Consider the following 22,330-nt stretch of genomic DNA (forward strand, 5'->3'; position numbering starts at 1 on the left):
GGTTCAGGTCTGCGCGACCTTGAGGTCCGCCGGAGCGGTGGCGGCCGGGGACGCGCGGGGAACGAGGACGCGGACGATGTACAGGCCGGCCAGCGCCGACAGCGCCATGCAGCCGGTGATCACCCAGAGCAGCAGGCTGGGGCTCCGGTCGAGCAGGGCGGGCGTGACGAACGCGACGCCCGCGAAGACCCCGCGCGAGACGGCGTAGGTGATCCCCTGCGTGGTGCCCCGGGTGTCGGCGGGCAGCGTGAGCTGCGACCACACCTTGTAGTTGGCCTCGCCCGCGAAGGGATAGGAGAGCTGATAGAGGACGTAGAAGACGAGGAAGCCGACGATGGCGCCCAGGGTCAGCGTGCCGATCGCGAAGGCCGCGATCTGCACGACCGTGGCGACGTAGAACATCCGGTCGCGCCGTGGCCCGTCGGCGATCCGCACGAAGGCGAGCGTCAGCAGCAGGCCGATCGGCAGACAGGCCAGGTTGATGCCGGTGGCCACGCTCTGCGAGGCACCGCTGACGGTCACCAGCAGATACGTCGTGAACTGGCCCATCGTGTTGGCGCCCAGGCCCCAGGTGACGTAGAAGGCGAAGGTCGCAAGCATGGGCACCAGGGCGGCACGGGTCCAGACGTTCCTGAGTGCGACACCCCGCTCGGCGGCGGGCTTGTCGACCGTGACCCGGTCCTGCTCCGGGTCGGGCCCGGTGGCCAGTTCCAGCCGTGCGCGCAGATGCCAGGTCACCAGGGCGGCGACCGCCAGATGGCCGGTGATGAGACGGGCCCCGAGCATGCCCGTGTCCGACAGGGCGAAGCCGACGAAGACCACCACGATGATGCCCAGCATCCACATGACCTGCGTGAACGCGATGAGGCGTCCTCGGGCGTGGTCGGGGGCGGCGTCCGACACCACGGCCAGGGACGTCGGCAGGTCGGCACCGGCCGCGAGACCGGCGAGCAGGACGCCCACCAGAAGGGTGATGTCGTCGGGCGCGAGCGTGATGATGATCGCCCCGACGGCGTAACAGAGGATGTCGAGGTTGTAGAGACGGCGTCGGCCGAAGACGTCGGCGAGACGCCCGCCGACCAGGGAGCCGACGGCGATGCAGATGGTGACGATCGCGCTGATCGCACCGGCCATCCAGACGCCCATGTCGTAGGCGTCCCGGTAGATGGCGAGGTTGACGCCGATGCTCACGATGAGGGCGGCATCGAGGTAGGACGCCATGCCGGAGAGGGTCGCGACCTTCCACAGGCGCTTCTCGACGGGCGGTTCCGGCTGGTTCGGGGCAGGCGAGGTTCGGGCCATGATGCGGCTCCGTCTGGGGAGAGAGGGTCCGAGCGGAGGGGGACGTCGCTGTTCTCGGCCGATGTCCAGCGACTATAGGAGGGTAAAAACGTTCCAACAAGACGTCATGCGGCCATCCGTGGAGACGACCTGACGGCCCCCCAGCTCTGGTGAGGGTCGTGGGGGTGTCCTACGGTGAGGCTGACGTAAAACGTTTTTGATCCGTGAGAGTGTCCCGGCCGTAGTCGGAAGGACCCATCCGTGATCTCTCCAGCCCTGCAACGGCTCTTCGACGACCCGCCCCGGGACTTCGGCCCCACCCCGCTGTGGTGGTGGTCCGGCGCCAAGGTCACCCGTGACCGCCTGGCCTGGCAGCTCCGCCGGTTCGCGGACGGCGGCGTGCACAACCTCGTGGTGATCAACCTGGCCCCGGCCGGCCCGACCTTCGGCGCCCGGACCGACGACCCGGTGTGGTTCGGCGAGGAGTGGTGGGCCCGCTTCAAGGACGCCTGCGAGATCGCCGGGGACCTGGGCACACGCCTGTGGTTCTACGACCAGATCGGCTTCTCCGGCGCCAACGTCCAGGGCGGCATCACCCGCCGCCGGCCCGAGGCGGCGGGCCGCGCCCTGCGCTCGCGCCGCGCGGCGGTCTCGGGCGGCACGGTCGCCCTGCACGGCGGCGAGACACTGCTGGGAGCGTACGACGGCTCGGGCGCACGCCTGCCGGTCACCGGACCGGCGCACGTCGACGCCCCCGACGGCACCGAGGTCCGCCTGGTCCTCACCGTCCCCACGGCGTTCGACTACCTGAACCCCACAGCCGTCGGACTCCTGTTCGACGCCATTCACCGTGAGTACGACCGCCGCGTACCCGAACACCTGGGCAACGTCATCGCGGGCAGCTTCCAGGACGAACTGCCGGCCACCAACTCCTGGACCGCCCGCTTCCCCGAGGAGTTCCGGACCCGGCGCGGCTACGAGCTCCTCGACCACCTCCCCGCCCTCTTCGCGGGGAACGACTCCGACCGGGCCCGGAAGATCCGCGCCGACTACTACGCCGTCCGCGCCGAACTCACCGAGGAGGCCCTGTTCCGCCCCCTGGCCGCCTGGCACGAGGAGCGTGGCCTGCTGCTGGGCTGCGACCAGAGCCACCCCGCCCGCTCCGGCTACCCGGCCCAGTCCACCCAGCTCTACAGCGACTACTTCCGCACCCACCGCTGGTACAGCGCCGCCGGCAGCGACCACCACGGCGACGCCAAGGTGCACTCGTCCATGGCCCACCTCTACGGGCACGAGCGGGTCTGGATCGAGTCGTTCCACTCCTCCGGCTGGGGCGGCACGCTGGAGGAGACCTACGACTGGCTGCTGCCGTTCCTGCGCAGCGGCGCCAACCTCTACAACCCGCACGCCAGTTACTTCGGCACCGCGGGCGGCTGGTTCGAGTGGGCGCCGCCGTCCACCGACTGGCGCCAGCCCTACTGGCGGCAGTACCCCGCCTTCTCCCGGGCCGTCGCCCGGATCTGCTCGATCCTGTCCTGGGGCACGTACAGCGCCGACGTGGCGGTCCTGCACCCCACCGCCACCATGCAGGCGCTCCTTCCCCTGGACGCCCCCGTCCAGCACTTCGGCGACGGCCGCCTCGGCGCGGCCCACGCCGACGTCGACGAGACCCAGCGCCACTACCTGGAGCTGTGCGGCACCAACAACTGGCTGCGGCCCGCCGTCGGAGCCCTCGACCGGCGCCGCGTCTCCTTCGACGTCATCGACGACACGTCCGTGCAGGCGGCCAAGGCCGGCGACGGGGCCCTGCGCGTCAGGGACCTGGCGTACACCGCGGTCCTGCTGCCCTCCGCGAGCGTCCTGGAGCACGAGACGGCCCGCCGGCTGACGGAACTCCTCGACGCCGGAGGGCGCGTCGTGGTCGTCGGCCGCCCGCCGGAACGGGCGGCCGGGCTCGCCGGTGACGACTCCGTGGTGGCGGCGCTCGCGGAGCATCCGCGCCTGGAGCGGGTGGCCGACGCCGAGGCCGGTGCGGCGGCGGTGGCCGACGCCGCCGGATACGCGACGGGGGAGGTGCCGCTGCTGGTCAGGCGGAAGGGCGACGTCGCGGTCGCGCTGGTCACCGGGGCGTTCCCGGACGCGCGTACGCACCCGCCGGAGGGCCGCCACGAGATCGACCCCGCGCGCTACGCCCGCACCTCCACCGTCACCGTGCGGGCCCCGGTCGCCGAGGCCGAGATCTGGAACCCGGCGACCGGCACCCGCCGACCGGGGCGGGTCACCGTCACCGACGGCGTCTCGACCGTCGAGGTGCCCCTGGAGGGTGCCCCCGCCGCCCTCGTCGTATGGCGCGAGGGCCCGGCCGCGGCCACCGTGCCGGCGCCGCCCACGGGACCGACGGAGACCGTCGACCTGTCGGAGGGCTGGGAGGGCAGCCTCGTCCCCACCATGGACAACACCTGGGGCGACCTGGCCCTGCCCGCCGGGGCCGCCCTGGAGGAACCGCAGATCTGGACCGTGCGGTGGACCGAGACCGGGGACTCCTGGGAGCCGGCCCGGGCGACCTACGGCAACCGCGTCCGCGTCCTGCCGCCCGTGCCCGCCCACCAGGCGCCGCCACCCCTGGACCGTGCCGCCGTCGCACAAGTCCTCTCCGGCGAGCGGAAGTTGGTCCCCTCCGACTGGGGTGTCTCGCTCTACTCCTCCAGTCGTGGCATCCCCGACCCGGACGGTCTGCTCGGCAACAAGGGCCTGGTCCCCGAGGAGTTCGTGCGCGTCGCCGTGCCCGTGTCCGGGACGGTCGCCCGGGTCAGGGCCGTCGTGGAGACCGGCCATCGCGGACCCGCCGACCTGCACGTCGGCGCGGCGGCGGTCAAACGCGTGTGGTGGAACGGCAGTCCGCTGGAGACCGGCGGCGGCTACCTGGCGTCGGCCCGGGTGCGGGTCGAACGGGCCCGCAACGTCCTGGAGTACGAGCTGTCCGACGCCCAGGACCGGCCGCAGACCATCTCGGGTGCCGCCGACACCCCGCTGGGCAGCCACTTCTGCCTGTCCCACCCGGACGGGTTCGCGCCCCGCCCGCTGTTCATGCGGCTGCCCGACGGCGTAGCTCCGGACGGCTGTGTGACCTACAGCGGCCGGATCGACGTCCCCGGTGAGGGAGCGGCGGCGGTCCTCGTCGTGGGCGCCGCGGTGGGCGTGACCGTCCTGCTCGACGGAGCCGTCGTGGCCCGGCAGGAGAAGACCGAGTACTACGAGTCCGACTGGGGCGCGGTGCCGATGTTCTTCCGGCACGAACTGACACTGGACGGCGGCGACCACGTCCTCGACCTGGTGGCCGACAGCACCGACGCACGGGACGGGATCTACGTCGACCTCGTGGCGGGCACGACGGCCCTGGTCAGCGGTCCCGGTTGGGAGGCCCGGACGGGTGAGTGGCAGGGCGTGACCGTCGAACACGAGGGCCGCTGGGGGGAGTTGCAGCACTGCGGCGCCGCGGTACGCCCGCATCCGCTGCCCGGGGCCGCCTGGCTGGCCGGTGACCCGGCGCTCGGCTCCGCCGTACTGCCCCTGCGGTCCACCGACGATGTCCGGGAGGCGCGACAGCGCTTCCGGTTCACCGTGCCGGCGGGAACCGTCTCCCTAAACCTGCCCCTGGAGCTCCCGGCCCGGGTGAGCGTCGACGACGGCCCCGAACTGGAGCTGGACGGGGACGAGTTGCGGCTGGACCGGCCCCTCGGCAAGGCCGTCGAGTGCGAAGTCGTCACCGCCCCCACGGCCGTGCTGCGCGGCGGCTCCGCCTGGCGCGGACCGGTACGGGTGCGCACGGTACCGGCGCCCCTGCCGCTCGGGGAGTGGGGCGCGCTGGGGCTGGGCGGCTGGAGCGGGGGCGTGACCTACGCGCGGACGCTCACGGTGCCGGCCGGGCCCGACCCGGTGCTGGACCTGGGGCGGGTGCGCGGCAGCGTCGAGGTACGTGTCGACGGTGAATTCGTCGGCGAGGCGTTCTGCGCACCGTACCGCTTCGAGCTGCGCGGGAGCGCCGGGCGTACCGTCCGCCTGGAGGTGACCGTCCGCAACACCCTGGCCCCCTACTTCGCCGAGGCCACGCCGACCGCCTGGGCCTTCCCCTCCCAGCTGCCCTCCGGACTGCTGGGACCGGTGACGCTAGAACGGCGCGTCTGAGGACGTCCGCGTGGAGTCCCGCAGGACCAGTCCGGGTGCGAACACCCGGGCCTCGTGGGTGTGTTCGGCGCGGGCCTCCACCTCGTCCAGGAGCATCTCCACGGCCGCCCGGCCGAGCTCCTCGACCGGCTGGCGAACCGTCGTGAGGGTGGTGCCCACGAAGCTCGCGATGTCCAGGTCGCCGTACCCGACCACCTGGACGTCCTCCGGAATCTTCACCCCCCGCTCGCCCAGCGCCCGGCACAGGCCCGCCGCGAGGAAGTCGTTGGTGCAGAACACGCCGTCGGGCAGCTCGTCGAGGTCGTGCGCGATCGCGCTGCCGTACGCCACCGTCATCTCCTCGGCGACGACCTGGCCGAGACGGGCCTCGCGCCGGGTGCGCACGGCCTGGCGGGCGCCCTGGTAGCGGTCGGCGCACTGGCGGATGGTGCGCTCGCCGTTGACGACGAGGATGTCCCGGGCCCCGCGGTCCATGAGGTGCTGCACGGCCATGCGGCCGCCGGCGATGTCGTCCACGGAGACCGAGCAGCCCTCCTGGGCGGGCATCGCGCGGTCCGCCAGCACCAGCGGGATGCCGCGCTCGCGCAGCCTCGAGAGCCGGGTGGGATCGGCGCTGAGCGGGACCACCACCGCGCCGACCGCCCGTTGTTCGATCAGCATGGTGAAGTAGCCCTCCTCCCGCTCCGGCGCGTCCCCGCTGTCGCACAGGACGAGGGAGTAGCCGTGCTCGTAGGCCGCGTCCGCGGCGCCGCGCGCGATGCGCGAGTAGAAGGAGTTGGCCACGTCCGGCAGCACCAGGCCGATCGACGAGGAGTGCCCGGTGCGCAGACCGGCGGCTCCCGGATGGGGGACGTAGTCGAGGGCGGCGACCGCGTCGCGGACCCGGGCGGCGGTGCGCGCGTTGACCCGCTCGGGCCGGTTCAGGACGTTCGACACCGTGGAGACCGAGACGCCGGCGGCGGCCGCGACGTCCTGGATACGGGCGGGGCGAACCGAAATGACGTCCACCCCCTCGCTGTTGCAGCCGTACGACCAGGCAGGACCAGGAAGGACGCAGTCCTCGGACGCTCCTCCGGACGGGCGACGCAAGTCTACCCCGGCCGTGGATAAAACGTTTTCCGCACCGGGGCGCGGGAGAACCCCGTGTGATGGCGGGGCCGGCGCAGGACCGAGGGCGGCCGCTGCGACTCCCATGGGGCTCCGCATCGAAAATCCGGCGAACCTGCACACCGTTCACCGGCCGGCCACGCGGAAACTGAACCGTAGTCATGAACGTCCCGGCGCGGGATTCTTTGGTGGCGGAGTGTCCGTCTTGGGCACCTCACGGAGTTGAAGGCGCGGAAACCGCTCCAGCAAATCCTGTGAAGAAACAGGGGGATCGGGTGACCGTGTTGCGACGGCGGTGAAGCCGATACCGACAACTTACGGCTGGGCAGGGCCGACTGACTGGCCGTGTTCATGCCCGGCGTGCTTCCATCCGGTGTCCCCCCTCCTTGAGGATTGCTCATGCGAAAGGAACCGCGCGCCATGAACGTCACCCCCCACATCGAGGCAGCCGAGCTCACCGACGCCGACCTGGACACCGTCGCCGGTGGCGTCGCCGCCGCGACCGCTGCCGGTGTCCACCTCCAGGTGGCGCACCTCGAGGTCTGCGCCGACGCCGGTGCCTTCGTCTCCGCCGAGGGTGTCGCGCTCGGCGTCAACGCCCACGTCGGCGTGAACTGACCGCACGCCTGCCACGGGCCCCGGATCATCCGATCCGGGGCCCGTCGTGGTCCCGGGTCCCACCGCGGGCTCCTTCAGGGAAGACGGTGACGCCGACGGCCCGCGCGATGCCATGCTGGCAGCCTCGGAGCGTTCCAGGAGGCCCTCATGCACGAGCAGCCGTCCCTTCTCGCCGCGCTGGTGTCCGCCCTGCGGGCCGGTTCGATCGAAGTCGTCGATCTCACCTCGCCGTTGTCGTCGTCCACGCCCGTGATCCAACTGCCGCCGGAGTTCGGCCAGACGGCGGTCTTCGAACTGGAGGAGATCAGCCGGTACGACGACCGCGGACCGGCCTGGTACTGGAACAACTTCCGCAGCGGAGAGCACACCGGCACCCACTTCGACGCCCCGAACCACTGGGTGACCGGAAAGGACCTCGCCGACGTGGCGTCCGTACCGCCGGGACGGCTGATCGCCCCCGCTGCCGTACTGGACTTCACCGACGAGGCGGCCAAGGACCCCGACTTCCTCGTGGAGGTGGACCACGTGAAGACCTGGGAGGAGCACAACGGACCGCTGCCGGACGGGGGTTGGCTGCTCCTGCGCACGGGCTGGGACGCCCGCTCGCACTCCCAGGAGGCCTTCCTGAACGCCGACGAGAACGGCCCGCACACCCCCGGTCTGTCCCCGGAGTGCGCGCGCTGGGTGGCCGAGGAGTCGCCCGTGATCGGGCTCGGGGTGGAGACGGTCGGCACGGACGCCGGGCGCGGGCACTCCTTCGAGCCCGCCTTCCCCTGCCATTCCTACCTGATGGGCAGCGACAAGTACGGCCTGACCCAGCTCCGGAACCTCGACGCGCTGCCCGCCACGGGCAGTGTCGTCGTCGCGGGGCCGCTGCCCATCGTCGCGGGCTCCGGCTCCCCGGCGCGCGTGCTGGCACTGGTGGAGCGGTCATGAGGGTCGCGGAGGCCGTCGGACGGGCCCTGCACACGGCCGGCGTCGAGCAGGTCTTCGGCGTCGTCGGATCCGGGAACTTCCACCTGACCAACGCGCTCGTCGCGGCCGGCGCGCGTTTCGTCGCCGCGCGCCACGAGGGCGGTGCGGCCACGATGGCCGACGCCTACGCGCGCGTGAGCGGCACGGTGGCCGCGGTCAGCGTCCACCAGGGGCCCGGGCTGACGAACGCGATGACGGGCGTCGCCGAGGCGGCCAAGAGCCGCACACCGCTCGTGGTGCTCGCGGCCGAGGTCACCCGGCCGACCTCCAACTTCCACGTCGACCAGGACGCGCTGGGCGCCGCGGTGGGCGCGATGCCGCTGCGGATCACCTCGGCCGAGGACGCCGTGGAACAGGCGGTCGCGGCGGTGCGGCGGGCTCTGCACGAGCGGCGCACGGTGCTCCTCAACCTCCCCCTGGAGGTGCAGGCGGCGGAGGTTCCCGACGGGACCCTCGCCCGGGTGGCACCCGTGCCGCGCCGCCCCGCGGTCGCACCGGACGCGTCCGGAGCGGCGGCCCTCGTGCGGGTGCTGGAGCAGGCGCGGCGACCGGTCTTCGTGGCCGGCCGCGGCTGCCGCTCACCCGGCGCCCGGGACGCGCTCGAAGCCCTCGCCGAGCACTGCGGCGCGCTGCTGGCCACCTCGGCCGTCGCCCGCGGCCTGTTCCACGGCAACCCCTGGTCGCTCGACGTCTCCGGAGGTTTCGCATCGCCCCTGGCGGCCGAACTGATCGGCGGCGCCGACGTGATTGTCGGCTGGGGCTGCGCACTGAACATGTGGACCATGCGGCACGGCGCCCTCATCGGAGCCGGCACGACCGTGGTCCAGGTCGACGACGACCCCGCGGCCCTCGGCGCGCACCGGGAGCTGCATCTCGGGGTCACCGGCGACGTCGAACTCACCGCGCGACACGTCCTGGCGGCCTCCGGCGACAGACGGCAGGGCCTGCGCACCCCCGACATCGCCGAGGCCGTCGCGGCGCGGGTGCGCTGGCGCGACGTGCCCTACGAGGACACGGGCACCCGCGACCGGATCGATCCCCGCACCCTCAGCATCGCGCTGGACGACATCCTCCCGGCGGAGCGGGTGATCGGCGTGGACTCCGGCAACTTCATGGGCCACCCGAGCATGTTCCTGTCGGTGCCGGACCAGGACGGCTTCTGCTTCACGCAGGCCTACCAGTCGATCGGCCTCGGTCTCGCCACCGCGATCGGCGCGGCCCTGGCCCGCCCGGACCGGCTTCCGGTGGCCGCGCTCGGCGACGGGGGCGCGCTGATGGGCGCCGCCGAACTGGACACCGTACGGCGGCTCGGGCTGCCCATGGTCGTCGTCGTGTACAACGACGACGGCTACGGGGCGGAGGTGCACCACTTCGGACCCGACGGACACCCGCTCGACACGGTGGTGTTCCCGCCGACCGACATCGCGGCCGTGGCCCGCGGCTACGGCTTCGACGCGGTGACCGTACGCACACGGACGGATCTGAAGCCCGTGGCGGACTGGGTCGCGGGACCGCGCTCCGCACCGCTGCTGATCGACGCCAAGGTGGTGCGGGACCGCGGGGCGTGGTGGCTGGAGGAGGCCTTCCGGGGGCACTAGGGCGGCCACGGGAGTCCCGCACTCCGCCCGGAGGCGGGAAAAGCAGAGGCGGGGCGCCCCTGGGATGTGCCAGCCTGGCCGGCCGGACCACCCAGGGGAGCACCGATGACCGCAGGACCTCGCCTCGCCCCACTGCTCGACCAGTTCGACTGGTCCTGCGAGCGACTGGCCGGCCGGCTCGCCGGGCCGGTCATGGACAGCGGCGACGGCTCACGGACCCCGGTCGGCGCGCTGACCGACGAGGAGTACCTCTGGGAACCGGTGCCGAACTGCTGGTCGGTCCGGCGGCGTACGGACGGCCCCGGGGCGCGGGCGGCCTTCCTGACGGGGGCCGGCGACTGGGGCCGGGACGCCGCACCCCACCCGCACCCGGTACCGCCGCCGTTCACGACCCTCGCGTGGCGCCTGAGCCATCTTTGCGAGATGCTCCTCCTGCGCGCCGACCACACGACCGGCAGCCACGCCCTCACCCGCGACGACTACCGCGTCAGCGGCACCGCCGCCGACGCGATCGCCGCCTTCGACGTGGCCGTCGACGCCTGGCGCACGACGCTGCGCGCCACCGACGACAGCGATTTCGACACCGTGGGCCGCTGCACCTACCCGCACGGCAGCGATGCCGAGGAGCCCTTCCTGGACATCGTGTGGTGGGTCAACCAGGAAGTCCTGCACCACGGCGCCGAGATCGCCCTGCTGCGCGACCTGTACCGGGAACGCCGGCACTGACCCGCGGGCGGGATCAGGCCGCGGGCGCCGGATAGGTCGGGTACTCCACCCCGGTCACGTGCTGCACGACCCGGACCACCTGGCAGGAGTAGCCGAACTCGTTGTCGTACCAGAGGTAGAGGATCGCGTTGTCCCCGTCGACCTTGGTGGCGCCGGCGTCGACGATCGAGGAGTGGCGCGAGCCGATGAAGTCGCTGGAGACCGCGTCGGGGGCCGTGGTGAAGTCGATCTGACGCTTGAGCGGGGAGGTCAGCGAGACGTCCCGCAGGTGGTCGAGGACCTCCTCACGGGTGGTCTCACGGCCCAGGCGCAGGCTCAGGATCGCGATGGAGACGTCCGGCACCGGCACCCGGATCGAGCTGCCGGTGATCGGCGCCTTGAGCTCGGGCAGCGCCTTGGCGACGGCGGAGGCGGCGCCCGTCTCCGTGATCACCATGTTGAGCGGCGCGGAACGGCCCCGGCGGTCGGCCTTGTGGTAGTTGTCCAGCAGGTTCTGGTCGTTGGTGAACGAGTGGACCGTCTCCACGTGGCCGCGCAGCACGCCGTACTCGTCGGCCATCGCCTTGAGCGGCGGCACGATCGCGTTGGTGGTGCAGGACGCGCAGGACAGGATCTGCTCGTCCGGCTTGATCGTGTCGTGGTTGACGCCGTGCACGATGTTGGGGACGTCGCCCTTGCCCGGCGCGGTCAGCACGACCTTGTCGATGCCGGGGCGCAGGTGCTGGGAGAGGCCCTCGCGGTCACGCCACTTGCCGGTGTTGTCGATGAGGATGGCGTTCTTGATGCCGTACGCCGTGTAGTCGACCTCGGAGGGGTCGTTCGCGTAGATCACCTTGATGGTGTTGCCGTTGGCGATGATCGCGCTCTCGGCCTCGTCGACGGTGATCGTGCCCTGGAACTGGCCGTGGATGGAGTCCCGGCGCAGCAGCGAGGCCCGCTTGACGATGTCCTGCTCGCCGCCGCCCCGCACGACGATCGCGCGCAGCCGCAGTCCGTTGCCGGAGCCGGCCTTCTCGATCAGCAGCCGGGCCACCAGGCGCCCGATGCGGCCGAAGCCGTAGAGGACGACGTCCCGCGGCTCACGGCGGTCGATCTTGTTGCCGCCCGTGGCGCCGGCCACGGCCTCGGCGGTGAACTCGGCCACCGACAGGCCGCGGTCGTCGCCCTTGTAGATCTCGGCCAGCCGGCCGATGTCGATCTGCGAGGGGCCGAGGTCCAGCTCGGTGAGGGCCTGGAGGAAGGGCAGGGTGTCGGTGACGGAGAGTTCCTCGCCGGCGATCTGCCGGGCGAACCGATGGGTCTTGAGGATGCTGACCACCGACTTGTTCACCAGGGAACGGCTGTGGAGAAGAACCGTTACATCACGCTCCCGGTGCAGCCTCCCGATCATCGGGATCATCGATTCCGCGATCTCTTCGCGGTTCTTCCAGTCGGTGAACGAGTCGTCCTTGACAGTCACAGAATTCTCTTTCGAGCTAGGCAGCGCTCATATGCTAACCCCCTGATGTTTTGATCGATCGTCGGGGTGGCGGAGCTCACTGCCCCAGCAGCTTGGGCGGTGCGGCGTCCGGGACCGGCCGCAGCAGGGCGGGGTGCGCGTCGGCCACCCGTTCCTTCGTGAACGCGGCCACGATCCGTCGGGCCAGCAGCGGATCGGCCGGGAGCGTGTGCGCGGCGAACCAGCGGGCGGGCGCCGGGTCGGGGGAGGGCTCGACGAACTCCGCGCCCGCGTAGTCGTCCAGCGGCGGGTCGTAGACGTATCCGCAGACCAGGTCGTGCCGCACCAGCCGCCGGACCAGGGCGTCGCGGTCGTGGACCAGGAGCGGCACCCGGAACAGGGGGAGGGGGCCGTCGTGCGCCGTCCGGTCGCGCAGTGCCGGGGAAGCCCACTTCGTGCCCGCCAGCAGCGCGACGCCGGCCCTGCGCCGGGCCAGGTCCTCGTCGAGCCGGGCCATCCGCAGGCCCAACTGGCCGCGGACCAGCGCGCCGTGCCGGGAACGGTATCCGTGCAGGTCGACGCGGACCCAGCCCTCGTAGGCGGGCAGGCTCGGGGCCTCCCGGGCGGAGGCGGCGAGCCGGGGCGCGTGCAGAGCCATCCGGAACGCGTCCCGCTCCATGAGCCCGAGGCGCTCCATGGTCCGCCACACCGGGCGCACCAGGTGCAGCGACCGGACGGCGGACCGGGCCAGCGGACGCAGGGTCGTGGCGAGGTCCTCGCGCAGCCTGCCGGGGGTCAGGAGATCGTCCCGCAGCAGCTCCAACTCCCGGCGCGTGCGCGCGTCCTCGACCGCGAGGAAACCGCCCGCCATCCCCGCCACGTGCTTGGACAGGCTGAACGCCGCCGCCCTGCCGAAGGTGCCGACCGGCTGCCCGTCCACATGGCTGCCGATCGCGTGCGCGGCGTCCTCGAACAACGGGATCCCCAACCGGTCGCAACGGCGACGCAGTTCGAGGACCCGGTCGGGCACGCCGTACAGGTTGGTGGTCAGGACCGCGTCCACCTCGCGCCAGGTCGACTCCGGCACAGCGGCCGGGTCGATGTTGCCGTCCCACACGGACACCGGCGCCAGCACGGGGCGCAGTCCGGCCGCGAGGACCACGAAGAGGATCACGTCGTCGTTCACCGGGGACATCAGCACCCGGGCGCCCGGCCGGCACCAGCGCCGCAGCGCCAGGTACAGGGCCAGCCGGGCGGAGGGCGTGTAGACGCACTCGCGTCCCAGTCGGCGGGTCATCGTCGCGGCCAGCCGCGAGCCGTACGGCATCGGCACCCCTTGTGTCGACGGGCCAGAAAAGGACCGGGGAAGGACCAGAGATGGGCCTGGGCGGGCCGCGGCAGGGGCGGGGGAGAGGACCCGCGCGCGGGCGCCCCGTTGCGAACCGGGTGAGCGGGCTCGCGTCAGCTCGCCAGCGGTCCCGCGCTCCCGGAGTCCGAGCGGTGCCCGGACGTGCGCAGGGTGCCGACGGTCTTCAGGAGGCGGTCGGCGGGCTCGCGCAGGGCCGGGTGGGCGTTGACCGTGTTGCGCAGGCCGCGCACCGGCCGGCGCCACAGGCGGTGTGCGGTCGCGACCGGGTGCGGACGGGTGGCGAATCCTTCCGCCACGCGCAGCTCACGGGTCTTGAGCCAGTCCTTCCACTCCTTGTCGCCACGCCCCATGTCCATCAGCCGCATCCCGCGCCGGCCCGCGGCCTCGGCCATCCGCAGGTGCATGATCAAGCCGGGGGAGTAGTAGCGCAGTTCCGGGTCGTACGCGGTGAACCAGGGAGCGAACACCGTGCGCGAGGTCGGCCCGAAGTGGGCGGCCACCGGCCGGTCACCGGCGTACACCACGGAGAGGACCCCGGTGAAGTGCTCCTCGCGGACCTGGAAGAGGTCCTCGACGAGGCGCACGATCCACGGTCGCGCGAACCGGTCCATCCGGCCCGTCCTGCGGTACTGGGCCGACTTCCACCGCATCAGCGTGCGCAGGGCCCGCGGGTCGCGCTCGTCGAACACGAACCGCATCTCGCCGAGGTCGCGGGTGAGTCGGCGTTCCTTCTTGAGAGTCGTCTTCGCCAGCCCCGGGTACGCGCCGCGCAGCCACTCCGGGTAACTGTCGCTGCCGACCTTCAGATCGATCACCGGGGAGGCGAACGTCCCTGTGACATAGGGGGCGAAGGGCTGCTGCTCCTCGACGAGGTGGTCGAACTCGAACACCGAGAGCCGGCACGCCTTCAGCAGCGCCCGGGTGTCCCAGGTGACCCCGGGACGGTGCACGAGGCCCTGGCAGTCGGACAGTCCGAGGCCGATGGCCCGGCCGACGCCGAAGGAGCCGCGTTCGTACGGGAGGAAGCCCACGGCCTCGCCGCGCTGGTGCAGGACCGCCACCCGGGCCCCGCCGCGGTGCCGGTCGATCCCGGCCGCGAACTCCGGTGCCAGGAACGGGTTGGCGTAGTCGGGCGACTCGTCCATCGCCCGGTGCCAGGCCGTGCGGAGCGCGGTGTCGAGTTCTCCGGGTCTGTGGATCGTTATGTCCGTGTCACTGCTCATGGACCGCATGGGCGATCGTTCCCCCCAATTCCCCCCACGACGCGGCGTCCGCGTCCCGCCGGTCGAAGTGCCGGCAAGGATCAAACGTCGCCAAACAGTACGCATGCTGTCAAGGGTGCCTGCCGTAACGGAAGAGTGCGGATCGGACGCCGCCGGTTCCCGCCTCCGGCAAGCGGCGGGAGTCGCAGCTCCGGCCACGGTGACGGTGCCGGGCGGGGTCACGGCGTTCCGCTCGGTGTGGATCGGCCCGAGCCGGCCCTTCCCGCCTGCGGTCACGGTGGGAGCCGCAGCTCCTTGGCGGCGGTGACCGTGTCCGGCCCGGTTTTGACGGTGCACTTGCGGGAGATCCGCCCGGGAGCCGTCGGTTCCCGCCTGCGGTCACGGCAGCAGTCGTCGTTCCTTCGCCACGGCCACCGCGCCCGACCGGGTCTCGACGCCCAACTTGCCGTAGATGCGCCCCAGATGGGTCTTGACCGTGGCCTCGCTGATGAACAGGGCGCGGGCGATCTCCCGGTTGCCGAGGCCGAGGGCGAGTTGCCCGAGGATCTCGTGCTCGCGGGCGGACAGGGCGGGGCGCGGGCTGCGCAGCCGGGTCAGCAGCCGGTCGGCCACCGGGGCGGACAGCGCGCCGCGGCCCGACGCCGCGTCCCGTATGGCCGAGAACAGCTCCTCCGGCTGCTCCGCCTTGAGGAGATAGCCGGTGGCGCCCGCCTCGACGGCGCGGGTGACGTCGGCGTCCGTGTCGAACATGGTGAGCACCAGCACCCGAGGGCCCCGCTCGCCCTGGGCGGTGAGCCGCCGGGTGGCGGTGACCCCGTCCATACCGCCGTCGAGCTGAAGATCCATCAGTACGACGTCGGGGCGCAGGTGGGCCGCCATGGCGAGTGCTTCCTCGCCGGTCGCGGCCTCCCCGACCACGTCGATGCCGTCCGCGCTGGAGAGCAGGGCCCGCAGCCCGGCGCGCACCACGGCATGGTCGTCGCAGAGCAGCAGCCGGACGGGGGAGGAGGACGGCGGCGTACTCACGGGGCGCGGCGGCGTACTCACAGGGCGGGCTCCTCGACGACGAGCGGGACGGCGGCCGACACCACGGTGCCTTCGCCCGGCGTGGACTCCACGGTGAGGGTGCCGCCGGCCTGGCGGGCCCGGATCCGCATCGCGGGAAGCCCGTGCCCGCGCGTCGACGACCGCGAGGCCCCCTGCTCGGTCTGCCCGGTCTGCTCGAACCCCCGCCCGTTGTCGGCGACGTCCAGCGACACCTGGTCGTCCAGCCACGTCAGCGTGAGCGCGGCCCGGGTCGCCGCCGCGTGCTCCCGTACGTTGGCCAGCGCGCCCTGGGCGATCCGCAGCAGCGCAGCGGCCACCCGCTCCGGCAGCGGCCCCTGTTCCCCGTCGAGCCGGAACCCCACGGTCAGCCCCGGACCGCTCTCGCGCCGGGCGAGTTCGGCGAGGGCCTGTGCGAGGGAGCGCTCGGCGAGGTCGGCCGGGGCCAGGTCGTGCACGAAGCGGCGGGCCTCGGCAAGGCCGCGTGAGGTGATCCCGGCCGCCGCCCGCACGTGTTCCCGGGCCGCGCCCCGGTCGGCCTCCCACACCCGCTCGGCGGCCTGGAGCAGCATCCGCTGACTGGACAGCTCCTGCGCGAGGGTGTCGTGGATCTCCGCGGACAGCCGCTGCCGTTCCGCCAGGACCCCGGCCCGCCGCTCGGTGGCGGCGAGTTCGTGCCGGGTGCGCACCAGGTCCCCGATCAGCAGGCGCTGCCGGGCACCTTGCCGTTGCAGATGCACGAGCACGGCGGTGGCGACCGCGGCGACGGCCGGCGGGGCCACGACCATGTTGGGGTTGAGCGGCCCGTCGGCCACCCGCATCTCCGAGAGCACGACCAGCGCGGTGAGGACGGCAGCCACGGGCACCGCGATCCTCGGCGGCAGCGCGTGCAGTCCGGCGAACAGCAGGGGCATCACGCACCAGGTGGCGCTCGGCGCGAGCGCGAGCAGCACGACCCACACGGCGGTGACCGAACCGAGCCACACCAGATGACGGCCTGTCGGCGGCAGTCCCGGGCGGGGCGGCGGGGCCAGCAGGTGGCCGAGCACGTACAGCAGACAGAAGATGGCGAACAGCGCCACCACCCAGCCGGTGCGCGCCCCGCCCTGGTCGCGGCTCAGGAAGCGGGCGAACGACGAGCCCAGCAGCACGAAGAACGCGCCGTGCACGATCGCGCCCAGCCAGCGCGCGTCCGGATCGGTGTGGTCCATGCTCCGTGTCTAACGTGCCGGGCGCGGGACCGCATCAACCGATCGGCTGACACGGCCGTCGCCCGGACCTCCCCGCGGCACGAGCCTGTCGGCCGAGCCGGACCCCCGGCCGCCGCACCGAGGCTTGGGGCAGAGCGAACCCCTCCGAAAGGCCTCCCGATGCCCGCCAGGAACCTCACCGCCAACCGCGCCGCCCTCGGCCACCGTGTCGGCTACGCCCTGCGCCACCCCGACCGCGTGCCCCGCCACGTGGCCCGCGCCGCCCGCGACCTGTGGCTGCGTCGCCTGCACCCGGACCACATCTCCTACTACCGGGCCGTGATGCGCTCGGACACCCGCGCCGACCCGGACGCGGCCGTCGGCAGCCGCAACCGGGAGCGCTGGCTGGCGCTCGGCGCGATGCAGTTCGACTACCTGGTGGGCCACGGTCTGCGTCCCGGGCACCGCATGCTGGAGATCGGCTGCGGCAACCTGCGCGGCGGCTGGCGCTTCATCCGTCATCTGGAGCCCGGCCACTACTACGGGATCGACATCTCGCCCGACATCCTCTTCGCCGCGCAGGACACCATTGTCGAGATGTCCCTCCAGAAGCGGCTGCCGAACCTGACGCCGGTGCGCGACCTGACCCTGCGCTTCCTGCCGGACGCCCACTTCGACGTCGTGCACGCGCACAGCGTCTTCTCGCACTCGCCGCTGCCCGTGATCGAGGAGTGCCTGGCGCACGTCGGCCGGGTCCTCGCCCCGGGCGGCTGGTTCGACTTCACCTTCGACCGCACCGAGGGCGAGGAGCACCATGTGCTCCGGGAGGACTTCTACTACCGCGTCGAGACGCTCGTGGCCCTGGCGGAGAAGCACGGTCTGCACGCCAGGTTCATGCAGGACTGGGAGGAGCTGCCGCACGGCCAGTCCAAGATCCGTGTGACGCACGGGGTGGCGTAGGCCCCTGCAATGGCCTGACGCCGGCGCTGGTTCGGAGCACAGAGGGGGTCGGCGATGCGGTCACCGGGTGGCCGGGAAGCACGGGCCGGGGCCCGTTCCGGTCCGGACACTGCCCGGGGTGGCGGGCCGGTGCGGTGGCGGCGGTGAAAATTGCCTGTCGCCGGGGCCGGTGAGGGCACAGACTCGTCCCATGGCTGACATGGGGGAGTTCCGGGACGCGGTCACGGCGTGGGCGGCGGGTGGCCCCGGCGAGCCGGCACGCGAACTGGCCGCACGACTGTCCGTCCGGACCGTCGTCCTGCTCGAAGGACCCAGCGACGTGGCGGCGGTCGAGGCGCTGGCCGCGAGCCGGGGCCGGGACCTGGCCGCCGAGGGGCTCTGCGTCCTGGCGATGGGCGGGGCGATGAGCGTCGGCCGCTTCGCCGGGCTGCTGGGCCCGTCGGGCCTGGGCCTGCGCCTGACGGGACTGTGCGACGAGCGGGAACGGCCCTTCTACGCCCGGGGCTGGGAACGGGCCGGTGCGGAGCCGGACGGGTACTTCGTCTGCGCGGCGGACCTGGAGGACGAGCTCATCCGCGCGCTGGGGGTGCCACGGGTGCGGGAACTCGTGCGCGAGGAGGGCGAGCTGCGGCAACTCCAGACCTTCCTGTCCCAGCCCGCCCAGCGGGACCGTACGGCCCAGCAGCAGTTGCGGCGCTTCATCGGCACGAAGTCGGGCCGGAAGATCCACTACGGCCGCGTCCTCGTGGAGGCCCTCGACCCGGACCGCGTACCGGCCCCGCTGGACGACCTCTTCGCCGCCCTCTGAGAGGGGATCTCCCGCCCCCGGCCGGAGCAGGAGCACCGGGAGGCGGGGGCGGGGACGTGGGCGCACCGGCTCACCCGAGTCGGGCGGGTGGGGAACGGTGTGCGTGGTGTGTTCACCGATATCACCGCCGGGGGTCTTGTTAGGACAATCGCCGGGATCTAGGGTCAACCCGGGGAGCAAGCGCTTTCCCCGCATGTCAGCGTCCCCGCGCCGGACGTCCCAGGAGGACCGTATGCCCCGTCCAGCCCGCCGCCGCGCAGCCGTGGTCGGCACCGGCGCCATCGTCAGCGGCAGCCACCTGTCCGCGCTCAGGGCTCACGCCGAGCGCACGGAACTGGTCGCCGCCGTCGACGTGGACCAGGGCAGACTCGACGCCTTCCGCGAGCTCGCGGGCGGCCAGGTCGCCGGGTACGCCTCGGTCGACGAGATGCTGGACGCCGTACGCCCCGACCTGGTCCTGATCGGCACCCCGCCGTCGCTGCACCGGGAGCAGACGGTGGCCGCCCTCAAGGCGGGCGCCTGGGCGCTGTGCGAGAAGCCGCTGACCCTGTCGCTCGCCGAGTACGACGAGATCGCCGCCGCCGAGGCGGCGTCCGGCGCCTACGCCTCGGTGATCTTCCAGCACCGCTACGGCTCCGGTGCCGCCCACGCGCGCGAGCTGATCGCGAGCGGCGAGCTGGGCGCCCCCCGGGTCGCGCACTGCCAGACCACCTGGCACCGGGACGCCGCCTACTACGCCGTACCGTGGCGCGGCACCTGGGCGAGCGAGGGCGGCGGCCCGACCATGGGCCACGGCATCCACCAGTACGACCTCCTCCTGTACCTGCTCGGCCCCTGGGCGGAGATCCGCGCCATGGCCGCCCGGCTGGTCCACGACACCGAGAGCGAGGACGTCTCCACCGCACTGGTCCGCTTCGAGAACGGCGCCCTCGCCACCGTCGTCAACAGCGTGCTGTCACCCGACGAGGTGAGCCGCATCCGCATCGACTGCGCCGACGCCACCGTCGAACTCACCCATCTGTACGGACACCGCAACGAGGACTGGACCTACACGCCCGCCCCCCACGTGGCCGCCGACCGCGTCGACGCCTGGCGCACGCCGGCCGCCGACGTGCCCAGTTCCCACACGGCCCAGCTCGGCGCGCTCCTCGATGCGTACGACAACGGTGTCAGGCCCCCCGGCAGCGGCGCCGACGCACGTGCCACGCTCGAGTTCGCCGCCGCGCTCTACAAGTCCGCGTTCACGGGGAAGCCCGTCCACGCGGGCGAGATCGCGCCCGGCGACCCCTTCTACCCGGCCATGCACGGCGACCACCCCCACTGGGCCCCCAAGGAGCGCGCATGAGCATCCGCGTCAGCCACGCCCACGGCGAGCACATCGCCGTCGAGGCGGCGAACGGCACGGAGATCCTCCGCTACGTCTACCGCCCGGACCCCGACGCCTTCGAGGCCCGGAAGCCGTACGCCCACCCCGTGCGCACCCTCTCCGGCCGCACGGTGACCGGCTACCGGCCCAACGACCACCGCTGGCACAAGGGTCTGCAGATGACGGCGAGCCATCTGTCCGGGCAGAACTTCTGGGGCGGCAACTGTTATGTCCACGGCCAGGGTTACCTCCCCCTGCCGGAGCGCGTCGGCTCGATGCGGCACGACGGCTTCACCGCGTTCCAGGCCGGCGAGGCCCGGCTGGACGTCACCGAGGCGCTGACCTGGGTGGAGAACGGCGGCGAGGAGTGGGCCCGGGAGGAGCGCGGACTCGCCGTCCACTCGGTCGACGAGGAGGCCGGCTCCTGGGTGCTCGACTGGTCGATCCGGCTCACCAACCTGCGGGCCGAGCCGCTCGCCTTCGGTTCCCCCACCACCGCGGGCCGGGACATGGCCGGGTACACGGGGCTCCAGTGGCGCGGCCCCCGCGACTTCACCGGTGGCGCGGTCTTCGGTCCGGACACCGACGCGGACGCGGACAAGCTGATGGGCAGCCAGGGCCCCTGGCTCGCCTTCAGCGCCGAGCACGACGACGTGGACGCCCATTCCACGCTCGTCTTCGCGCACGCCCCGGAGAACCTCGATCCGGGGACCGCGATCCACGAGTCGCACTGGTTCGTGCGCTCCCAGCCCTTCCCGACGGTCGCGTTCTCGTGGGCGTTCTTCGAGGAGTTCGAGCTGCCGCCCGGGGAGTCCTTCGCATACCGCTACCGGCTGGTCGTGGCCGACGGCGCCTGGGACGCGGACCGCGTCTCCGCGCGCCTGGAAGGCCTGCCCTGGTGAAGCCGGGCCTTCCCCACCCGCTGCCGGGCGCCGTGGGCCTGTCCCACCTGAGCGCCTACGACTGGGAGGCCGCCGACGGCGTCTGCGGCGGAAGCCCGCACCTGCACCTGGTGTGCACCGAGGCGTACGTCGTCACCGGCGGCCGGGGCACTGTGCAGACGCTGAGCCCCGACGGTTACCGCGAGATCCCCCTGGAGCCCGGCTCGATCGCCTGGTTCACCCCGGGGACCGTGCACCGCATGGTCCAGGGCGGTGATCTGCGCATCACCGTGCTGATGCAGAACAGCGGCCTGCCCGAGGCCGGGGACGCCGTCTTCACCTTCCCGCCGGAGGTCCTCGCCGACCCGGCGCGGTACGCCGCCGCGGCCCTGCTCCCGCCGGGCACCGGACCGGAGACGGCCGCCGCCGCCCGGCGCCGCAGGGACCTAGCCGTCGAGGGCTACCTCGTGCTGCGCGAGGCCCTGGCCGGCGGCGACAACGGTCCCTTCCTGGAGTTCCAGCGGACCGCCGCCCGACTGGTGCGGGACAAGGTGCCTCATTGGCGCGAGCTGTGGCGGGCCGGTGCCCTGGCCACCGCCGAGCGCACCGGCGCCCAGCTCGACGCGCTCGCGTCCGGGGAACCGGCGTACCTGGGCGAGGCGACCGCCCACGAGGCCGCGCCGACCCGGCTCGGCGGCTTCGGGATGTGCGGCAGACGCGACGAGTACAACCTGCCGGGGACGACGGTGCCGTACGACGGCCGGTGACACCACTGGTTACAGGGGGAGTTGCGAGGAGGCGCGGACAGACCACGGGTGCTGCGCGGGTCGGGAGAGGCCGACTCGCTGCCGGGGCACGGTAGTTCGGCGGTATCGGGGCTGCCGTCCCGATGGCGGGCCTGCCCGCAGGCGCCCACCCCGAGTCGCTCTGGCGTCCGACCGCTCGCGTCGGCGCTGACGGCGTCCAGTCCGGTCTAATCCGCGGAGTTCAGCGGGCATTTGAGCGCACGGAGTGTAGGCGACATCCGCGAAGCCCATCATCTTGACATGAACCTGCGGCCCGACGGGCGGGTCGCGGTCTCATGGAGGTGTGGAATGCACCGCAGACTCGCCACCGCACTGAGCGCCTCGACGCTGGCCCTCGTCACCGTCGTCGCCACCGCAGCCACCGCCGACGCCGCCCCCGCCGACAAGCCCGAGGTCCTCGCGAGCTGGACGCAGACCAGCGCGTCCAGTTACACCACGTGGGCCGCCGCCCGCGCCGACCGGGCCCCCTGGAGCGCCTACGCCTTCGACTGGTCGACCGACTACTGCTCCTCCTCGCCGGACAACCCCTTCGGCTTCCCCTTCTCGATGTCCTGCGCCCGCCATGACTTCGGCTACCGCAACTACAAGGCCGCGGGCGCCTTCAGCGCCAACAAGTCCCGCCTCGACAGCGCCTTCTACGAGGACCTCAAGCGGGTCTGCGCCAAGTACGGCGGCGGGACGAAGTCCGCGTGCGACAGCACCGCCTGGACCTACTACCAGGCGGTCAAGGCGTTCGGCTGACGAGAAGGGGGCGG

At 72.7% G+C, this 22,330-nt stretch carries 18 protein-coding genes; 11 read left to right on the forward strand and 7 right to left on the reverse strand.

What is annotated here, in order from left to right; all coding sequences use genetic code 11:
* Positions 1 to 3: 3 nt before the first annotated feature.
* Positions 4 to 1,302 (reverse strand): MFS transporter, encoded by a 1,299-nt coding sequence (locus ACIQJT_RS11045; protein WP_402642065.1) that lies wholly within the window; start codon positions 1,300 to 1,302, stop codon positions 4 to 6.
* 240 nt (positions 1,303 to 1,542) lie between these two features.
* Here ACIQJT_RS11045 and ACIQJT_RS11050 point away from each other — a divergent pair, with 240 nt between their 5' ends.
* Positions 1,543 to 5,466 carry a glycosyl hydrolase gene (locus tag ACIQJT_RS11050; RefSeq protein WP_402642067.1) on the forward strand — a complete coding sequence of 1,308 codons (3,924 nt, stop codon included), beginning with the start codon at positions 1,543 to 1,545 and terminating at the stop codon, positions 5,464 to 5,466.
* Here ACIQJT_RS11050 and ACIQJT_RS11055 read toward each other — a convergent pair.
* Positions 5,449 to 6,474 carry a LacI family DNA-binding transcriptional regulator gene (locus ACIQJT_RS11055; RefSeq protein ID WP_402642070.1) on the reverse strand — a complete coding sequence of 342 codons (1,026 nt, stop codon included), beginning with the start codon at positions 6,472 to 6,474 and terminating at the stop codon, positions 5,449 to 5,451. The genes ACIQJT_RS11050 and ACIQJT_RS11055 overlap by 18 nt on opposite strands.
* A 498-nt stretch (positions 6,475 to 6,972) precedes the next feature.
* Between ACIQJT_RS11055 and ACIQJT_RS11060 the strand changes: the two genes are divergently transcribed.
* The 4 genes from ACIQJT_RS11060 to ACIQJT_RS11075 all read left to right on the forward strand — a co-directional run bounded on the left by ACIQJT_RS11060 (position 6,973) and on the right by ACIQJT_RS11075 (position 10,490).
* Complete coding sequence (locus ACIQJT_RS11060) at positions 6,973 to 7,191, forward strand: hypothetical protein (RefSeq protein WP_234358501.1); 219 nt, start codon at positions 6,973 to 6,975, stop codon at positions 7,189 to 7,191.
* A gap of 147 nt (positions 7,192 to 7,338) precedes the next feature.
* Positions 7,339 to 8,127 carry a cyclase family protein gene (locus tag ACIQJT_RS11065; protein ID WP_365449014.1) on the forward strand — a complete coding sequence of 263 codons (789 nt, stop codon included), beginning with the start codon at positions 7,339 to 7,341 and terminating at the stop codon, positions 8,125 to 8,127.
* Positions 8,124 to 9,764: a thiamine pyrophosphate-binding protein gene (locus ACIQJT_RS11070; RefSeq protein WP_402642073.1), complete on the forward strand. Its 1,641-nt coding sequence runs from the start codon at positions 8,124 to 8,126 to the stop codon at positions 9,762 to 9,764. The genes ACIQJT_RS11065 and ACIQJT_RS11070 overlap by 4 nt, the downstream gene beginning before the upstream one ends.
* A 105-nt stretch (positions 9,765 to 9,869) precedes the next feature.
* Positions 9,870 to 10,490 (forward strand): DinB family protein, encoded by a 621-nt coding sequence (locus ACIQJT_RS11075; protein WP_402642076.1) that lies wholly within the window; start codon positions 9,870 to 9,872, stop codon positions 10,488 to 10,490.
* Between the two features lie 13 nt (positions 10,491 to 10,503).
* Here the strand turns inward: ACIQJT_RS11075 and ACIQJT_RS11080 are convergent, their stop codons facing one another.
* The 5 genes from ACIQJT_RS11080 to ACIQJT_RS11100 form a co-directional block, all read right to left on the reverse strand.
* A complete protein-coding gene (locus tag ACIQJT_RS11080; RefSeq protein WP_402642078.1) occupies positions 10,504 to 11,949 on the reverse strand; it encodes a glyceraldehyde-3-phosphate dehydrogenase in 1,446 nt (481 codons plus the stop codon).
* Between the two features lie 76 nt (positions 11,950 to 12,025).
* Entirely contained in the window at positions 12,026 to 13,255 is a 1,230-nt protein-coding gene (locus ACIQJT_RS11085) for a DegT/DnrJ/EryC1/StrS family aminotransferase (RefSeq protein ID WP_402642080.1), read from the reverse strand.
* Positions 13,256 to 13,389: 134 nt separating this feature from the next.
* Entirely contained in the window at positions 13,390 to 14,529 is a 1,140-nt protein-coding gene (locus tag ACIQJT_RS11090; protein ID WP_365449024.1) for a GNAT family N-acetyltransferase, read from the reverse strand.
* Between the two features lie 369 nt (positions 14,530 to 14,898).
* The gene (locus tag ACIQJT_RS11095; protein ID WP_402642083.1) at positions 14,899 to 15,546 is read right to left on the reverse strand and encodes a response regulator; all 648 of its coding nucleotides are present in this window, start codon (positions 15,544 to 15,546) and stop codon (positions 14,899 to 14,901) included.
* A 17-nt stretch (positions 15,547 to 15,563) separates the two neighbouring features.
* Positions 15,564 to 16,775 (reverse strand): sensor histidine kinase, encoded by a 1,212-nt coding sequence (locus ACIQJT_RS11100; RefSeq protein ID WP_402642085.1) that lies wholly within the window; start codon positions 16,773 to 16,775, stop codon positions 15,564 to 15,566.
* Positions 16,776 to 16,934: 159 nt separating this feature from the next.
* On the opposite strand from ACIQJT_RS11100, the gene ACIQJT_RS11105 reads away from it, so the two are divergent.
* The 6 genes from ACIQJT_RS11105 to ACIQJT_RS11130 all read left to right on the forward strand — a co-directional run bounded on the left by ACIQJT_RS11105 (position 16,935) and on the right by ACIQJT_RS11130 (position 22,316).
* Positions 16,935 to 17,714, forward strand: a complete 780-nt coding sequence (locus ACIQJT_RS11105) for a class I SAM-dependent methyltransferase (RefSeq protein ID WP_402642087.1) — start codon at positions 16,935 to 16,937, stop codon at positions 17,712 to 17,714.
* Between the two features lie 190 nt (positions 17,715 to 17,904).
* Positions 17,905 to 18,522, forward strand: coding sequence for a TOPRIM nucleotidyl transferase/hydrolase domain-containing protein (locus tag ACIQJT_RS11110; protein ID WP_365449032.1), 618 nt, complete (start codon positions 17,905 to 17,907; stop codon positions 18,520 to 18,522).
* Between the two features lie 232 nt (positions 18,523 to 18,754).
* Positions 18,755 to 19,867, forward strand: coding sequence for a Gfo/Idh/MocA family protein (locus ACIQJT_RS11115; RefSeq protein WP_402642090.1), 1,113 nt, complete (start codon positions 18,755 to 18,757; stop codon positions 19,865 to 19,867).
* A complete protein-coding gene (locus ACIQJT_RS11120; protein ID WP_402642093.1) occupies positions 19,864 to 20,790 on the forward strand; it encodes a PmoA family protein in 927 nt (308 codons plus the stop codon). Before ACIQJT_RS11115 ends, ACIQJT_RS11120 begins: the two co-directional genes overlap by 4 nt.
* Positions 20,787 to 21,536 carry a cupin gene (locus tag ACIQJT_RS11125; RefSeq protein ID WP_402642096.1) on the forward strand — a complete coding sequence of 250 codons (750 nt, stop codon included), beginning with the start codon at positions 20,787 to 20,789 and terminating at the stop codon, positions 21,534 to 21,536. Before ACIQJT_RS11120 ends, ACIQJT_RS11125 begins: the two co-directional genes overlap by 4 nt.
* Positions 21,537 to 21,863: 327 nt before the next feature.
* Positions 21,864 to 22,316: a phospholipase gene (locus ACIQJT_RS11130; protein ID WP_402642099.1), complete on the forward strand. Its 453-nt coding sequence runs from the start codon at positions 21,864 to 21,866 to the stop codon at positions 22,314 to 22,316.
* Positions 22,317 to 22,330 lie beyond the last annotated feature (14 nt).

It is taken from the genome of Streptomyces sp. NPDC091972 (genome assembly GCF_044756385.1).
GTDB lineage: Bacteria > Actinomycetota > Actinomycetes > Streptomycetales > Streptomycetaceae > Streptomyces.

Excerpts from the sequence above, each read along its gene's own strand:
- ACIQJT_RS11105 (WP_402642087.1), top strand. The coding sequence starts at position 16,935 with ATGCCCGCCAGGAACCTCACCGCCAACCGCGCCGCCCTCGGCCACCGT.
- ACIQJT_RS11075 (WP_402642076.1), top strand. The coding sequence starts at position 9,870 with ATGACCGCAGGACCTCGCCTCGCCCCACTGCTCGACCAGTTCGACTGG.
- ACIQJT_RS11090 (WP_365449024.1), bottom strand. The coding sequence starts at position 14,529 with ATGCGGTCCATGAGCAGTGACACGGACATAACGATCCACAGACCCGGA.
- ACIQJT_RS11065 (WP_365449014.1), top strand. The coding sequence starts at position 7,339 with ATGCACGAGCAGCCGTCCCTTCTCGCCGCGCTGGTGTCCGCCCTGCGG.
- ACIQJT_RS11115 (WP_402642090.1), top strand. The coding sequence starts at position 18,755 with ATGCCCCGTCCAGCCCGCCGCCGCGCAGCCGTGGTCGGCACCGGCGCC.
- ACIQJT_RS11100 (WP_402642085.1), bottom strand. The coding sequence starts at position 16,775 with ATGGACCACACCGATCCGGACGCGCGCTGGCTGGGCGCGATCGTGCAC.
- ACIQJT_RS11120 (WP_402642093.1), top strand. The coding sequence starts at position 19,864 with ATGAGCATCCGCGTCAGCCACGCCCACGGCGAGCACATCGCCGTCGAG.
- ACIQJT_RS11130 (WP_402642099.1), top strand. The coding sequence starts at position 21,864 with ATGCACCGCAGACTCGCCACCGCACTGAGCGCCTCGACGCTGGCCCTC.
- ACIQJT_RS11070 (WP_402642073.1), top strand. The coding sequence starts at position 8,124 with ATGAGGGTCGCGGAGGCCGTCGGACGGGCCCTGCACACGGCCGGCGTC.
- ACIQJT_RS11060 (WP_234358501.1), top strand. The coding sequence starts at position 6,973 with ATGCGAAAGGAACCGCGCGCCATGAACGTCACCCCCCACATCGAGGCA.
- ACIQJT_RS11045 (WP_402642065.1), bottom strand. The coding sequence starts at position 1,302 with ATGGCCCGAACCTCGCCTGCCCCGAACCAGCCGGAACCGCCCGTCGAG.
- ACIQJT_RS11110 (WP_365449032.1), top strand. The coding sequence starts at position 17,905 with ATGGCTGACATGGGGGAGTTCCGGGACGCGGTCACGGCGTGGGCGGCG.
- ACIQJT_RS11085 (WP_402642080.1), bottom strand. The coding sequence starts at position 13,255 with ATGCCGTACGGCTCGCGGCTGGCCGCGACGATGACCCGCCGACTGGGA.